We start from the raw sequence: 14,481 nt of genomic DNA, 5'->3' as shown, positions 1-14,481 counted from the left end.
TCCTAGTGTTCCTCGCGCGGGCGGGCGTCCCACGCCTTGACCAAGGTAGAGAGGTCGCCGGGGAGCCGGTCGGCCAGCCCGCCCTCCGGCAGGTCCGCCTTGCCCTTCAGCCACGGCGACAGCGCCTCGATCGCGGGCTCGTCGAGGCCGCGCCGGGAAAGCCCCACGACGTTGACGCCGGTCACCCTGGCCGGGTTGCCCACCGCGATGGTGAACGCGCCCACTTCCCGGCGCACCGCCGAGCCCATGCCGACCATCGCGCCGGGGCCGACCACCACGTGCTGGTGCAGCACCGTGCCCATGCCGAGGTTCGCGCCGTCCCAGATGTGGCAGTGCCCGCCGGTGACGACGTTCGAGGCAATGGTGACGCCCGAGCCGACCAGGCAGTCGTGCGCGATGTGGCTGCCACGCAGGTAGTAGCCGTCGCTGCCGAGCGTGGTGGTGCGCCAGGTGCCCTGGTGCACGCTCACGTACTCGCGGATCCGGTTGCGGTCGCCGATCAGCACGCCGTGCCCGTCGTGGTCGGGGTCGCCGGTCGGCGCGGTCTCCCACGCCGCCGGGTGCTCGCGGCCGCGGTCCTCGCCCGGCGTGCCGATGCTCACGTGCGGGCCGATCCAGTTGCCGTCGCCGATCCTGGCCGGCCCGACGATCACCGTGTACGGCCCGATCACATTGCCTTCGCCGAGCTCGACGCCTTCGCCGAGCACGGCGGTCGGATGGATCCGGTTGGCTGCCGCGTCAGGCACAGTGCTGATCCGTTCGTCGCGTCCGGCCGGGATGGCCTGGGGTCAAGGGCGGGCGGCGGCGCCCGGTAACGTGTCGCCCGCGTGCACGCAGGGCGGCCGGGCGCAGAACCGGCGGCTCACTGTACCGGACGCATCGAAATCACCTGCCGAGAGAGACTGCCGATGATCCCCATTACCGTGGTCGACGTCCGCGACGCAGAGGACCTGGTCGTCGAGGTGCTGCGATCCGGCGCGATCGCTCAGGGGCCGATGGTCAAGCGCTTCGAGGACGCCTTCGCGCACGTCGCGGGCACGAAGCACGCCATCGCCGTGAACAACGGCACGACGGCGCTGGTCGCCTCGCTGCAGTCGCTGGACCTGCAGCCGGGGGACGAGGTGATCACCTCCCCGTTCACCTTCGTCGCGACGCTGAACGCCATCCTGGAGGCCGGTGCCACGGTCCGGTTCGCCGACATCCGCAGGGACGACTTCGCCATCGACCCGGACGCGGTCACCGAGGCGGTCACCGGCCGGACCAAGGTGCTGATGCCGGTGCACCTCTACGGGCAGACCGCAGACATGGGCAAGCTCGCCCCGTTCGCTGCCGAACGCGAGCTGCAGATCATCGAGGACTCGGCGCAGGCGGTCGGCGCGTCGTTCGAGGGACGTGCGGCCGGCTCCTTCGGGATCGGTTGCTTCTCGCTGTACGCCACCAAGAACGTGACCACCGCCGAGGGCGGCGTGATCACCACCGACGACGACAAGCTGGCCGAGAAGCTGCGCGTGCTGCGCAACCAGGGCATGCGCGCCCGCTACCAGTACGAGATGGCCGGGCACAACTACCGGATGACCGATCTGCACGCGGCCGTCGGCATCCCGCAGCTGGAGAAGCTCGATCAGCTCACCGCGGCCCGGCAGTCCAACGCGAAGCGGCTGACCGAGGGGCTGGCGGGCACGCCGGGCCTGGACGCCCCGCAGGTGCTGCCCGGCCGGGAGCACGTGTGGCACCAGTACACCGTGCTGGTCGGCCCGCACGCGATGCTCTCGCGCGACGAGCTGGCCGCCGCGCTCACCGAACGGGGCGTCGGCAACGGCATCTACTACCCGAAGGTCGTCTTCGACTACGACTGCTACCGCGGGCACCCGCTGATCCCTGGCGCCGAGGTGGCGGACTTCCCGGTGGCCAAGTCGGTCGCCGACCAGGCACTGTCGCTTCCGGTGCACCCGCACCTGAGCGAGTCCGAACTGGACCGGGTCATCGAAACCGTGCGAGAGGTGCTTGGCGCATGACACACCGGATCGCACTCATCGGCACCGGCAACATGGGTTCACTGCACGCGCGAGTGCTCGCGGGCAACGAGCGGGTGCAGCTGGCCCGTGTGATCGACCCCCGCGAGGAAGCCGGCCGCGCCGTCGCGGAGCGCTACGAAACCCAGTGGACACCGGAAATCGGCTCACTGTCCGATGTGGACGCTGTGGTGCTCGCCTCGGCCACCGAGGCGCACTACGAGCTCGCACAGGAGATCCTCGGCCAGGACAAGCCGATGCTGGTGGAAAAGCCGGTGTGCAACAGCCTCGAGCTGTCGCAGGAGATCGTCGCGCTGTCGGCGAAGAAGGACGTCCCGCTGATGTGCGGGCTGCTGGAGCGCTACAACCCCGCGGTGATGACCGCGCGGGCGCTGGTGAGCGAACCGGTGCACCTGATGGCCCGCAGGCACGGTCCGTACGCACCGCGGATCAAGACCGGTGTGGCGTGGGACCTGCTGGTGCACGACGTCGACCTGGCGATCCAGTTCTTCGGCGGGGCAACGCCTTCCCGGGTCACCTCCGGCGCCGGGTACTTCCACCCGCAGTCGGTGGACGGCGCGGAGGACACCATCGAGACGGTGCTGTCCTTCACCACCGGACTGGCCACCGTGTCCGCGTCCCGACTGGGGCAGCGCAAGGTGCGTTCGCTCGTGGTGTCCGAACTGGACCGGATGGTGGAGATCGACCTGCTGCGCCGCGACGTGACCATCTACCGGCACGTTTCGCACGATTCGGTCACCCCGGACGGCCTCGGCTACCGGCAGCAGACGGTGATCGAGATCCCGGAACTGGTGACCGCCCGCGAACCGCTGGCCACGCAGCTGGACCGCTTCCTCGACCTGCTCGAGGGCAAGCTCGACCCGGCCACCGAACGTGAGCTGATCCTGCCCTCGCACCACGTGGTGTCGCAGGTGCTGACCCAGGCCGCCGCCTGAGTCAGCGGGTGAGCCGTTTGCCTGCCGCGGTGTAGGCCGTCAGCGGGGTCAGCCGTGCCGCGGACGGCACCTCCGCCTGGTCGAACCAGAACACGAGCACCTCGGGGTCCTCGCTCAGCTTCCCGGCGTGCGCGGCAATCACCCGGCCGCCCACCGTGGTCGTGACGCGATCGGCGGGGCCGCTGAAGTAGCCGAACACCGGCACCCAGGTCGTCCCCACGGTCATACCACCCGAGGTGGCGTGGAAGCCGAACGACCGGTCCGAGCCCTTGATCTCGTTGGCCAGGTAGAGCGGACGCAGCCGATCCGCCGTGCGCACGCCCGCCATCACCCCGAAGGTGGCGCCGGGCGGCTGGTCGAGCTTCGCCAGGTAGAACACGAGCTGCCCGTCCTCGGCGCGGATGCCGGTGTCGAGCACACCGCCCGCCGGGACCGAGTTCTGCGGCGTCGGCGGCGCAGGGGTGCTGGTGACCATCGACGGTGCGGTGGTGCCCGGTGGCGCAGCGGCCGGCACCTGCTGCGGTGCGGGACCGGGCGAACGCAGCCACACCGTGCCGAAGACAACCGCCAGCACGGCCACCACCGCGGCCGCCGCACCGGTGCCGCTCAGTACCCGCCGCCGGCGTCGCAACCGCTTGCCGTCGGCCATGATCCGGGTCAGGTCGGGTTCGGCGAACCGCTCCGGCGGTGTTTCGTGGAGCACGGCCCGCAACCGTTCGGTTTCGTCAGCCACGCGTCACCCCCCGACCAGTGTCCCGGCGTCGACCCGCAGCTTCGCGAGCGCCCGCGAATTGGTGCTCTTCACCGTGCCGACCGAGACGCCCAGCTCGGTGGCGACCTGGTGTTCCGGCAGGTCGAAGAAGTGCCGGAGGACGATGACCGCGCGTTCCCGGACGGTGAGCCTCGCCAACGCCGTGGAAAGCCACTCCCGCTGCGCGACGGCCTGCGCAACGTCCGGCATCGCTTCCCGCTCCGGCAGCTGTTCGGTGGCGTACTCCCGGATCGGCCTGCGCCAGGCGTCGATGACGTGGTTGGTCAGCACCCGCCGCGCATAGGCGTAGGGATCCTTCCGCCGCACCCGCGACCAGGCGGCGTAGGTGCGGGTGAACGCAGTTTGCGCGGCGTCTTCGGCCTGGTGCCGGTCACCGGTGAGCAGGTACGCCGCGTGCGTCAGGCGGTGCGAACAAGCGCGAACGAATTCGGCGAACTCGTCGTCACTGCGCACCCGGCCAGATTACGACCGTTGGGCGCGTACGTCGATCAACGCGTCGAGGTCGAGCTTCACCGTCGTGTCCGCGAACGCGAACGCGAGCGCGGCGCTACCGGTGTGCTCGCCGAAGTTCTCGTAGTCACCGTCGACGAGCCGGTACGCGAGCAGGCTGATCGGCGGTGCGAGGTCGACGATCCAGTAGTGCTCGATCCCGGCATCGGCGTATTCGAAGTACTTGTCGTTCTCGTCAGTGCGCTTGCTGCCCTCGCAAAGCACCTCGATCACCAGGGAAACATCCTTGGCGCCGATCCGTGGTGGGTTCGCCTGGATGACCGAGGTCGGCGCGACCAGGACGTCCGGCGACCGCACGGTCAGCGGCACCGTGCTGATCACCATCTCCATTTCGTTCACCGCCACCAAGTCCATCGGCAGCCCTCTGGTGATCAGGTAGACCAACCGGCCCAGCACGATCTGGTGCAACGGGAGCGGACGCGGCGCCACTGAAAGAACCCCTTCGACGACCTCCATGTGGAACTCCGAGGTCTCCGGGAATTCCGCCCAGTCGTCGAGGGTCAGGAGCTGGTGCTGAGGCCGCTCGAGGGCACTCAGAGATCTCCTTCACGTTCAGTGACCGGAATCAGGGTCCTATGTTACCCAGCGCGTCCGCTGGGGCCATACCGCACGTGGCCGTCGGACTACTCGATGAAGTCACCCGCGGGCGAGCCCCAGCCGGAAGGATCGTCCGAGCGGGCCCGGCGGCGCGCGTTCTCCTCGCGGACCCGCTGCACCTCCGATTCGATGTACTCCTCGTCGTAGCGCTGGAACACCCGTGCCGGGTTGCCCGCGACGAGGGTGCGCGGCGGAACATCCTTCGCGACCACCGAATTCGGCTGCACCGTGGCGAAATCGCCGATGGTCACGCCGGGCATGATCACCACCAGGCCGCCGATGAAGCAGCCCTTGCCGATCTTCACCGGCTTGCGTTCGATCAGGTCACTGCCGGAGTGGTTCTGCAGTGCCATGTTCGCCAGCCAGCTGGAATGCGTGAACACCAGGGTGTTCAGCCCGATGCTGGTGTGCTCGCCGATCTCCAGGCCGCCGCTGGCGTCCAGTGCGGCACCCTCGCCGATCCAGCAGTGCTCGCCCATCCGGAGGTTCTCCGGGCTGATGATCTTCACCCGCTCCCGCACCCGGCACGTCTCGGGCAGACCGTAGAACGTGGCCCGCTCGGCGTCGTTCAGGTACTGCGAAACGACGTCGGTGAGGATCTGCGGGCGCAGCCGGTTCGAGCGTTCGTCATCGAAGAACATCGTTGTCCGCCACCAGTTTCGCGAACACCCGCAGGTGCTCTTCGGCCACCACGTCCAGCCCGAAGTTACCCCGGACCATCGAGCTTTCCCGCTCCGCGATCCGGCTGCGCCACTCCGGATCGTCCAGCAGCGACAGGACGGTCTCGCCCACCGCCTCGGCGTCGTCCGGGCGCACCAGCAGGATGTTCTCGCCATTGCGCAGTTCGATGCCCGGGTAGTTGTCCTCGGTCACCGACGCGATGGTCGCGGTGCCGGACAGCATCGCCTCCAGCGACGCGGTTCCGCAGCCGCCGTTGAGGTCGTGGGTCACGACGTCCGCCGCCGCGAAGTACGCGGGCACGTCCTCCTTCGGCACCGCACCGGTCACGATCACCGCGTCGGCAACGCCGAGTTCCTCGGCCCGGCGCAGGAACGCGTCGTGATAGACCCGGCCGACGACCACCACGCGCACCGCCGGGTGCCGTGCCAGCACCGTGGGCAGCGCTTCCACCAGCGGCAGCCGGTTGCGCAGCGGGATCACGTGCCCGAGCGACACGATGAGCGGTGCGTCCCCGATTTCCAGTTCCGCGCGCACGTCCTTGGTCACCGGCTTGGCGAAGTGCCCGGTGTCCACTGCGATCGGGAAGTACTCGGAGTTCTCGTCGCTGGTGCCGTAGCGCTGCACGCAGTAGTCCACGCCCAGTTTGTCGAGGATGACGTAGCGCGGCCGCAGGTAGTTCAGCACCGGTTTCACCAGCACCGCGTCGAGCATCCGGAACACGCGCCCGTAGAGCTTGTTGTCGCTGATCAGCAGCGTGTGGATGGTGAGCAGCACCGGCAGGTGGTGCCGTCGGGCGTAGATCCCGGCCATCCACGACAGGTCGAAGAACTGGCCGTGCAGGTGCACCGCGTCCGGCTTGAACTCGTCCAGCAGCTTCCACAACCGCCGCCAGTTGCCGGGCCGCAGCGACGCGAACGTCATGTCGAAGTCGATGGACAGGCCCAGCTGCGGCATTTTCGCGGCGGGCAGGCGGACCACGCGGTAACCGTCCCGCTGCTCATCGGCGGGCGCGTCCGCATAAGCCGCGGTGACCGCCAGCACCTGGTGCCCGGCCGCGGCGTACTCGGCAGCCAGCGAGGCAGCCATGTGCGCGCTCCCGCCCACCCGTGGCGGGAAGAAGTTGTTGATCACCGCGATGCGCATCGGATGTCCTTCGGCCGGGCCCGCTGTGCTCATGCCGCCTCCGCGGGAAAAAGCACGTCGACGGGGCTCATGCCGCCTCCGCGGGAAAAAGCACGTCGACGGGGCTCATGCCGCCTCCGCGGGAAAAAGCACGTCGACGGGACTCATGCCGCCTCCGCGGGGACGAGCGGGCCGGTGGGGGCAGTCACTCGCTTTCCCGCACCAAGGCCCGCATGCCCTCTTCGACGGTGATCTGCGGTTCCCAGCCCAGTACCTCGCGGGCCCGGCTGATGTCCGCGGCCCGGCGCGAAACGAGCACGTCCCGCTCGTTGAACTCCGGCTGCACGTCCACGCCGACCGCCTCGATGAGGATCTTCGCCAGCGTCGCGATCGAGGTGTCGACCCCGGTGCCGATGTTGATCGGCAGGTTCGCCTGCTCCGACTCCAGCGCGGCAACCACCGCACGGGCGAGGTCGGACACGTGCACGAAGTCCATCGACTGGTCGCCGCGGCCGTCGATGACCGGGGCCCGGCCACCACGCAGGCGCTGGATGAAGTGGTTGATCACCGACGTGTAGTACGCCTCGATCCGCTGCCCGGGGCCGTAGACGTTGAAGAACCGCAACGCATTCCAGGACAGGCCCTTGGTGCGCTCGTAGAAGCCGAGCAGGTCCTCACCGGCGCGTTTGGCGATGCAGTACGGCGTGAGCGGGCGCAGCTCGTCGTCCTCGTGCATGGGCAGCCGTTTCGGCTCGCCGTAGACCGAGGCGGTGGAGGCGAACACCAGCCGCTGCACGCCCTCGTCCGCGGCCGCGGCGAACACGTTGTGGTTGCCGGTCATATTGATGTCGATCGACTCGTGCGGATCGGCGATCGACTTGTTGATCGACACCGTGGCGAAGTGGATCACGTGCGTGCAGCCGCGGATCGCCTCGCGCACCGCACCGCCGTAGCGCACGTCCTGCTCCACCAGCTCGACCTTGCCGGTGGCCACGAACTCGTTGACCCTGGCCCGGTCGCCGCGGGTCATGTTGTCGAAGATCCGGACCGTGTAGCCACCCTCGAGCAGCAGCGGGATCACGTGCGCGGCAATGAACCCACCGCCGCCGGTGAAGAACACCTTCTTCTCGGACATGGGCGTGGTTCTCCTCGGAAGTCAGGAAACGGAGTGGACGGCTTCGCGCACGGTGGTGACCACGCGCTCCACCTCGGAGTCAGTGAGTTCGGCGTGCATCGGGATCGCCAGCTGGCGCCGGAACGCGTCCGCGGACACCGGCAACGGCTCCTGCTCGCCGTACACCGGCTGCAGGTGCGAGGCGTAGGTGCCGAAGTTGCACTGCACGCCCTGTGCCCGGATGCGCAGCGCCAGCGCGTCCCGGCTGATTTCCGGCGCCACCGTGAGCAGGTACGCCTGCCACGGGTGTTCGCGGTCGGGCAGTTCGACCGGCACGGTCAGCGCGTCGACGCCGGAGAACCCGTCGTGGTAGCGCTTGGCGACCGCACGCCGGGCGGCGAGCAGATCGGGCAGCCGGTCGAGCTGCACACCCATGATCGCGGCCTGGATGTCCGACAGCCGGAAGTTCCAGCCCAGTTCGTGGAATTCCGGCACGGGCAGCACGTCGGAGCCCTCACGGCTGATCGCCGGCTCGATACCGTAGGTGTGCAGTTTGCGGGCCGCGGTGAGCAGGTCCGCCCGGTCGGAGACGAGCGCGCCGCCCTCTCCCGCGGTGATGCCCTTGCGGCCGTGGAAGGAGAACGCGGCCAGATCGGCGAGGCTGCCCGCCGGGCGGTTGCGGTAGGTGGCGCCCGAGGAGCAGGCGGCGTCCTCGAACAGCCACAGACCGTGTTTGTCCGCGATGGCCCGGTACTCGTCGAAGTCGCCCGGCTGCCCGGCGACGTCGACCGCGAGGATGCCGACCGTGCGGGGGGTGATCAGCGCCTCGACCGCGGCCGGGTCGGCGCTGAAGATGTCCGGGCGGATGTCGGCGAAGACCGGTTTGGCACCGGCCTGCAGCACGGCGTGGCCGGTCGCGGGGAAGGTGTAGTCGCCGACGATGACCTCGTCGCCCGGCCGGACGCCGAGCACCCGCAGGCCGAGGAACAGCGCGGCACCACAGCTGCTGGTGCTCAGCGCATGCGCGGTACCGGTGACCTCGGCGAAGCGTTCCTCGAACCGCCGGCACGCGGGTCCGGCACCGGCCAGCCAGCCGGAACGGAACACCTCGGCCACCGCGGCCAGCTCCTCGTCGCCGACCGTCGGCCGGCCGAGCAGCACCGGTTCGCCCACTGTCCATCTCCTGTGAATCGCTGGCTCCGCGTTGCACGGGGTCGCGCCGAAGTGTATATACGCACCTCGCCCCAACCGTCCGGGGGACAAAACCTGCCGGTAACGAGCTGCGCAGCACCTAGGCTCTCCGCATGCGGATCGGGGTGCTGGGGGCGGTCACGGCGTGGGACACCGCAGGCAAGCCGGTCGCGGTCGGCGGGCCGAGGGGCCGGACACTGCTCGCGCTGCTCGCGGCGGAGCCGGGGAGGTTCGTCTCCGCGGAACGGCTCATCGACGGCCTGTACGGCGAAGAGCCGCCGGAGGGGGCGGCGAACGCCCTGCAGTCCCAGATCTCGCGGCTGCGAGGCGCCGTGAAACTGCCGGTGGAATTCACCTCCGCGGGGTACCGCATCGTGGTGGAGCCGGAGGAGGTCGACGCGCACCGGTTCGAACGGCTCTCCGGCGAAGGACGGCATGCGCTGGCCGCGGGCGATCCGAGGAGGGCGAGCGATCTGCTCGGCGAGGCGCTCGCGCTGTGGCGCGGCCCGGCGTTCGCAGACGTCCCCGCAGCGGCCACGCAGGCCGTCCGGCTGGCGGAGCTGCGCGTCGAAGCGGCCGCCGACCGGGTCGACGCGGAAATCTCACTCGGCCGGGCCAAGGCCGTACTCGACGAACTGCGGACCACCGTCGCCACCGAGCCGATGTGGGAACGGCCGCGTGCCCAGCTGGTACGCGCGCTGCACGCGGCCGGCCGGGGCACCGAAGCGCTGAAGGCGTTCGAAGATGCTCGCCGAACGCTGGCCGAAGAGCTGGGCACGGACCCCGGACCCGAACTGGCCGAAGCGCATCTGGCGGTACTGCGTGCCGAACCGGGTACCACAGTGGCGCCGCTGCCCGCACAGCTGACCAGCTTCGTCGGCCGCGACGGGGAGTTGCACCAGGTCGCCGACCTGCTCCGGCACGCCAGGCTGGTGACGCTGCTCGGCCCCGGCGGCACCGGCAAGACCCGGCTGGCCGTGGAGGTCGCGGCGAACGCGGGTCCGTGCGTGTTCGTGGAACTGGCGTCGCACGTCGCCGAGGATGTCGAGACGGTGGTGCTCGGCGCACTCGGGTTGCGGGAGGGCGCATCGCCGCTGCGCGGTACCGGCGGACCGTCGCCGGTCGACCGGATCGTGTCCGCGTTGCGGGACCAGAAGATGTTGCTGGTGTTGGACAACTGCGAACACGTGGTGACCGCCGCTGCCGGATTGGCGGCCCGGCTGCTGCCTGCCTGCCCAGGTCTGCGGGTGCTGGCCACGAGCAGGGAACCGCTCGGTATCACCGGCGAACAGCTCGCCCCGATCCCACGGCTCACCGTGCCGCCAGCCGGCACACCCGCGGCCGAGACGCTCGGCTACCCCGCGGTGCGCCTCTTCGCCGACCGGGCGCTGGCGAGCGATCCGGCGTTCCGGGTGGACGACACCACCGCCGGTGACGTCGTCCGGATCTGCACCGCGCTCGACGGTCTGCCGCTCGCGCTGGAACTGGCCGCGGCGCGCGTGCGCACCTTGCCGGTCGCGCAGATCGCGGCCCGGCTCGACGACCGGTTCCGGCTGCTCGCCCGCGGCAGCCGGACCGCGGAAGCCCGGCACCGGTCGTTGCGCGGCGCCGTGGAGTGGAGCTGGGAGCTGCTCGACGACGACGAACGCCGCCTCGCCAGGAGGCTGACCGTGTTCCCCGGCGGTGCGACGCTGGCCTTCGCCGAAGAGGTCTGCGGGATCTCCGTCGACCTGCTCCCGGAACTGGCGGACAAATCCCTTGTGGAGCATTCCGGCGGGCGATACCGGATGCTGGAGACGATCCGGGCGTTCTGCGCGGAGAAACTGGCCGGTGCCGGCGAAACGGAACAGCTGCAACGAGCGCACGCGCGGGCGTTCCTGCGGCTGGCCGAAGAAGCCGACCCGATGCTGCGCACCGCCGAGCAGCTGCCGTGGCTCGAACGGCTCGACGCGGAGTACGACAACCTCGTGGCCGCGTTGCGCTGGTCGGCCACCGAAGATCAGCGCAGCGCGTTCCGGCTCGTCGCGGCGCTCACGTCGTACTGGTGGATGCGCGGACGTCGTTACGAGGCTTCGGTGCTGTCCTTGGAAGTCCTGCAGCACTGCGACGACGAGCCGCCGGCGGACTACGGCGAACCGTTCCTGATGTGCTTGATGACCGCGATGGCAGGCGAACCGGAGCACGAGGTGGTCCGGCGGTACCAGTCCGTTGTGGATCGATACCCCGCGGAAAGCGGCTGGGCACCGGAACATCCGATGCTGCTGATGCTGGCTGCCGTGGTGCTCGGCCCGCCGGAGGACCAGGCGGTGCAGCTCGCACAGACCCGCCTCGCGCAGCACTCCGATCCGTGGCTCACCGCCATCGTGCCGATGGGTGACGGACTGCGCGCGATGCTGACCGGTGATGTGGACACGGCCGAACGCGGCTTGCGGGAAGGGCACGCCCGGTACCAGGCACTCGGGGAACGCTGGGGTAGTTCGATGGCGCTGGACCACCTGTCACAGCTGCTCACCTGGCGCGGCCGGCACGAGGAAGCCGTCGCGGCGATGACCGAGTCGATGGCGCTCATGCTCGAGATCGGCGCCACCGACGATTACGCCGACCTGCTGTGCCGCCGAGGTGAGAGTCGTGCGCTGCGCGGGGACGTCGAAGGTGCTCGCGCGGACTACGAACAGGCCGTCGCACTGGCCCAGCGCACCGGGATGCCGGAGACGCGGGCCGCCGGTCACCTCGGGTTGTCCGGACTTGCCCGGCGAGCAGGTGAGTTCGTCGAGGCGCGGGCGCTCGCGGAACGTGCGCTGGCCGAATGCACCTCGGGTTCGTTCGCGGTCTCCATCGCGCGGGCCGCCGCGTGGGTCGAACTGGGGTGGGTCGCGGTGGCCGAGCACCGGCCGGAGGACGCACGTCGCCTGATGGACGAGGCCGTGCGAACCGCGTACCAGTGGCACAACAACTACGCGCTGGCGTCTGCGTTGGAAGGGGTCGCCGGTGTGCTCGCCGAACAGGAGCGGTTCACCGACGCGGCAACGGTGCTCGGCGCTGCCGCGGGTGTGCGCGGTGCCGCGGTGCCCGGCCAGCCGGACGTCGCGTGGGTCGTCGAGGCCGCCGAGGCGGCGCTGGGCGAGGGCTTCGTCGCAGCTCACAAGGCCGGCCGGGAACTGGGGCGGCAGAAACCACTCTCCCTCGACGGACTGCTCCACCCCGGATGACCACGCGGTCGGGGGCTACGCACCGGCACACGGAAGCGCGTAGCCTTCGCAGCCGTGCGGAATGTCGTGGTCGTCGGTGGGGGAATCGTCGGGCTGGCCGTCGCCTGGGAGCTGTCGCAGCGTGGTCAGGACGTGACCGTGCTCGAGAAGGAGAACCACTGGGCCGGACACCAGACCGGGCACAATTCGAACGTGGTGCACGCCGGACTGTACTACCGGCCGGGCTCGTTCAAAGCGCGGATGTCGGTGGCGGGCAACCGATCCATTGTGGATTTCGCACGGCAGTACGGGGTGCCGGTGCAGGTGTGCGGCAAGCTCGTGGTGGCCACCCGCGAATCGGAGATCCCCGCACTGGACACGCTCGCCGAGCGGGCCGAGCGCAACGGCGTACCGGCCAAGCGGATCTCCCCCGCCGAGGCCCGCGCGCACGAACCGGAGGTCGCCTGCGTGGCGGCACTGCGGGTGGAGTCCACCGGGATCATCGATTTCCCCGCGGTGTGCACGGCTCTCGTCCGGCTGCTCGACGAGGCCGACGCCGACCTGCGACTCGGCACCCCCGCGCTCGGCATCCGCGCGGCCCGCGGTGGTGGGGTCGAGGTGGCCACCGGCTCCGAGGTACTGCGGGCGGACGCACTGGTCAACTGCGCGGGCCTGCACGCCGACCGGGTGGCCGAACTGGCCGGGCTCACGCCGAGCGCGCGGATCGTGCCGTTCCGCGGTGAGTACTACGAGCTCAAACCGGACCGCCGCCACCTGGTGCGCGGCCTGATCTACCCGGTGCCGGACCCCGCGCTGCCGTTCCTCGGCGTGCACCTCACGCGGATGCTCGACGGCAGCGTGCACGCCGGCCCGAACGCCGTGCTCGCGTTGCGCCGCGAGGGGTACCGCTGGTCCGACGTGTCGATAAAGGACCTCGCGGACGTCGCCCGCTTCTCCGGCGCCTGGCGGCTGGCACGCAAGTACGCCTACCCCACCGGGATCGAGGAGGTGCTGCGGTCGTTCTCGAAGAAGCGGTTCGCCGCGAGCCTCGCCGGGCTCGTGCCCGCGGTGACCGAAGACGATCTCGTCCGGCACGGCTCCGGGGTGCGGGCACAGGCACTGCGGCCGGACGGCTCACTGGTGGACGACTTCCTCATCGAATCGGCCCGCGATCAGGTGCACGTGCTCAACGCACCCAGCCCCGCAGCCACCAGCGCGCTGGAGATTGCGAAGCACGTGGCCGACCGGGTGTCCGCCTGACTGTCTCCAATGGACGGTTCAGCTGGGCAGGTTTCCGCTCACCATCGGGATTCCGGCCGTCACCGAAGCGCAGGACTGGTTCGGGTCGTCGAGGTTTCCGCTGACGATCTGGACCGACGAGGTGGGTGAAACGGCCAGCCCGGCACCGCAGTTCACGCCGTCGGAGTCGTTGAAGTCGGCGAACAGCGACCACTTCCGGCCACCCGCGTCGATCTGCTGCACCGGCGTCACGTCCATCCCGGGCCATCCGGTCATCGGCAGGTCCGGGCCGAGCCACACCTCGAACGGCTTCTGCCCGCGATCGCCGTCGGTGTCCTTCCACAGACAGTAGGTGGCGTTGTGCACCGAGCTGGACGTTTCCTTCGTGCCCTGTGGCTCCACCTTGAGCTGCTGCGCCTGTTCCGGCTTCAGCAATGTGCACGGGTCGAGCGAGGCGAGCGGCCCGGACGGTGCGGTGCTCGTCGAGGAGGACGGCGGGCCGAGCGGCGGGGCAGGCTGCCCGCCCGGCAGGTGGGAGGCGACCTGCGGAACGGCTGTCTTCGCCAGCTCACAGGCCTTCGCGTCTTCGGGGTAGGACACGCTGACGAAGGCGAACGACTTCTCCCCGAGCGTGGTGTAGAGGTCACAGGTACCGGGGACGATCGAGCCGTAGCGGGTCCAGGCGAACCCACCGAGCTGCACCGGCGCCTCCTTCTGGAGGGCGCCCTGGAGGAAGTCGTCGAGTGACTGGTCGACCGCCCAGCCGACGGACATGATGATCGGCACCGCGGCTTCGCCCGCGTCGCTCCACGTGCACATCGCGGGCGCGCGCTGCTCCTTGCTGGCCTTGACCGACCGGCCCTTCGCCTGGTACCCCAGCCCGGCGAGCTGCTGCGCGTCCAGCAACGAACACGCATCGACCACCGGCACCACCGGCCCCTGCCCCGGCACCGGCGCGGCCACACCCGGCACCCGTTCGGTACATCCGGCCAGCAACACCACGACCCCGGCAACAACCGCCACGAGCCGCATTCCCCTGAACCCCATCAGCGTTCCTCCTCGGCCCGCACCCTACTGACCGCCGGCGCCCGGCACCCGC

13 protein-coding genes are annotated in these 14,481 nt (G+C 70.0%); 4 read left to right on the top strand and 9 right to left on the bottom strand.

Features of this window, described 5'->3' with window-relative positions:
* Positions 1–2 precede the first annotated feature (2 nt).
* Entirely contained in the window at positions 3–746 is a 744-nt protein-coding gene (locus tag ABD793_RS09895; RefSeq protein ID WP_344857833.1) for an acyl-ACP--UDP-N-acetylglucosamine O-acyltransferase family protein, read from the bottom strand.
* A 162-nt stretch (positions 747–908) separates the two neighbouring features.
* Here ABD793_RS09895 and ABD793_RS09890 point away from each other — a divergent pair, with 162 nt between their 5' ends.
* Both ABD793_RS09890 and ABD793_RS09885 read left to right on the top strand, forming a co-directional pair.
* Complete coding sequence (locus tag ABD793_RS09890; RefSeq protein WP_344857831.1) at positions 909–2,015, top strand: DegT/DnrJ/EryC1/StrS family aminotransferase; 1,107 nt, start codon at positions 909–911, stop codon at positions 2,013–2,015.
* Complete coding sequence (locus ABD793_RS09885; protein ID WP_344857830.1) at positions 2,012–2,968, top strand: Gfo/Idh/MocA family protein; 957 nt, start codon at positions 2,012–2,014, stop codon at positions 2,966–2,968. Before ABD793_RS09890 ends, ABD793_RS09885 begins: the two co-directional genes overlap by 4 nt.
* A gap of 1 nt (position 2,969) precedes the next feature.
* On the opposite strand, the gene ABD793_RS09880 is transcribed toward ABD793_RS09885, so the two are convergent.
* The 7 genes from ABD793_RS09880 to ABD793_RS09850 form a co-directional block, all read right to left on the bottom strand.
* Complete coding sequence (locus ABD793_RS09880; protein ID WP_344857829.1) at positions 2,970–3,701, bottom strand: hypothetical protein; 732 nt, start codon at positions 3,699–3,701, stop codon at positions 2,970–2,972.
* A gap of 3 nt (positions 3,702–3,704) precedes the next feature.
* Positions 3,705–4,193 carry a SigE family RNA polymerase sigma factor gene (locus tag ABD793_RS09875; RefSeq protein ID WP_344857827.1) on the bottom strand — a complete coding sequence of 163 codons (489 nt, stop codon included), beginning with the start codon at positions 4,191–4,193 and terminating at the stop codon, positions 3,705–3,707.
* A 9-nt stretch (positions 4,194–4,202) separates the two neighbouring features.
* Entirely contained in the window at positions 4,203–4,754 is a 552-nt protein-coding gene (locus ABD793_RS09870; RefSeq protein WP_344858120.1) for a Uma2 family endonuclease, read from the bottom strand.
* A gap of 119 nt (positions 4,755–4,873) precedes the next feature.
* Positions 4,874–5,488: an acyltransferase gene (locus ABD793_RS09865; protein ID WP_344857825.1), complete on the bottom strand. Its 615-nt coding sequence runs from the start codon at positions 5,486–5,488 to the stop codon at positions 4,874–4,876.
* The gene (locus ABD793_RS09860) at positions 5,475–6,671 is read right to left on the bottom strand and encodes a glycosyltransferase family 4 protein (RefSeq protein WP_344858118.1); all 1,197 of its coding nucleotides are present in this window, start codon (positions 6,669–6,671) and stop codon (positions 5,475–5,477) included. Before ABD793_RS09860 ends, ABD793_RS09865 begins: the two co-directional genes overlap by 14 nt.
* 184 nt (positions 6,672–6,855) lie before the next feature.
* Entirely contained in the window at positions 6,856–7,785 is a 930-nt protein-coding gene (locus ABD793_RS09855) for an NAD-dependent epimerase/dehydratase family protein (protein ID WP_344857823.1), read from the bottom strand.
* Between the two features lie 21 nt (positions 7,786–7,806).
* On the bottom strand, positions 7,807–8,937 hold the full coding sequence (locus ABD793_RS09850) for a DegT/DnrJ/EryC1/StrS family aminotransferase (protein ID WP_344857821.1): 1,131 nt from the start codon (positions 8,935–8,937) through the stop codon (positions 7,807–7,809).
* Between the two features lie 131 nt (positions 8,938–9,068).
* Between ABD793_RS09850 and ABD793_RS09845 the strand changes: the two genes are divergently transcribed.
* Positions 9,069–12,164, top strand: a complete 3,096-nt coding sequence (locus tag ABD793_RS09845) for an AfsR/SARP family transcriptional regulator (protein WP_344857819.1) — start codon at positions 9,069–9,071, stop codon at positions 12,162–12,164.
* A gap of 54 nt (positions 12,165–12,218) precedes the next feature.
* Positions 12,219–13,403 carry an L-2-hydroxyglutarate oxidase gene (gene lhgO, locus ABD793_RS09840; RefSeq protein ID WP_344857817.1) on the top strand — a complete coding sequence of 395 codons (1,185 nt, stop codon included), beginning with the start codon at positions 12,219–12,221 and terminating at the stop codon, positions 13,401–13,403.
* Between the two features lie 18 nt (positions 13,404–13,421).
* On the opposite strand, the gene ABD793_RS09835 is transcribed toward lhgO, so the two are convergent.
* Positions 13,422–14,429 (bottom strand): DUF3558 family protein, encoded by a 1,008-nt coding sequence (locus ABD793_RS09835; protein ID WP_344857815.1) that lies wholly within the window; start codon positions 14,427–14,429, stop codon positions 13,422–13,424.
* Positions 14,430–14,481: the final 52 nt, after the last annotated feature.

It is taken from the genome of Amycolatopsis ultiminotia (genome assembly GCF_039536925.1).
Lineage (GTDB): Bacteria > Actinomycetota > Actinomycetes > Mycobacteriales > Pseudonocardiaceae > Amycolatopsis > Amycolatopsis ultiminotia.
This window is presented reverse-complemented; position numbering and strand designations above follow the sequence as displayed.

Coding starts and splice junctions, on each gene's coding strand:
- ABD793_RS09885 (WP_344857830.1), top strand. CDS start 2,012: ATGACACACCGGATCGCACTCATCGGCACCGGCAACATGGGTTCACTG.
- ABD793_RS09855 (WP_344857823.1), bottom strand. CDS start 7,785: ATGTCCGAGAAGAAGGTGTTCTTCACCGGCGGCGGTGGGTTCATTGCC.
- ABD793_RS09835 (WP_344857815.1), bottom strand. CDS start 14,429: ATGGGGTTCAGGGGAATGCGGCTCGTGGCGGTTGTTGCCGGGGTCGTG.
- ABD793_RS09890 (WP_344857831.1), top strand. CDS start 909: ATGATCCCCATTACCGTGGTCGACGTCCGCGACGCAGAGGACCTGGTC.
- ABD793_RS09845 (WP_344857819.1), top strand. CDS start 9,069: ATGCGGATCGGGGTGCTGGGGGCGGTCACGGCGTGGGACACCGCAGGC.
- ABD793_RS09865 (WP_344857825.1), bottom strand. CDS start 5,488: ATGTTCTTCGATGACGAACGCTCGAACCGGCTGCGCCCGCAGATCCTC.
- ABD793_RS09860 (WP_344858118.1), bottom strand. CDS start 6,671: ATGCGCATCGCGGTGATCAACAACTTCTTCCCGCCACGGGTGGGCGGG.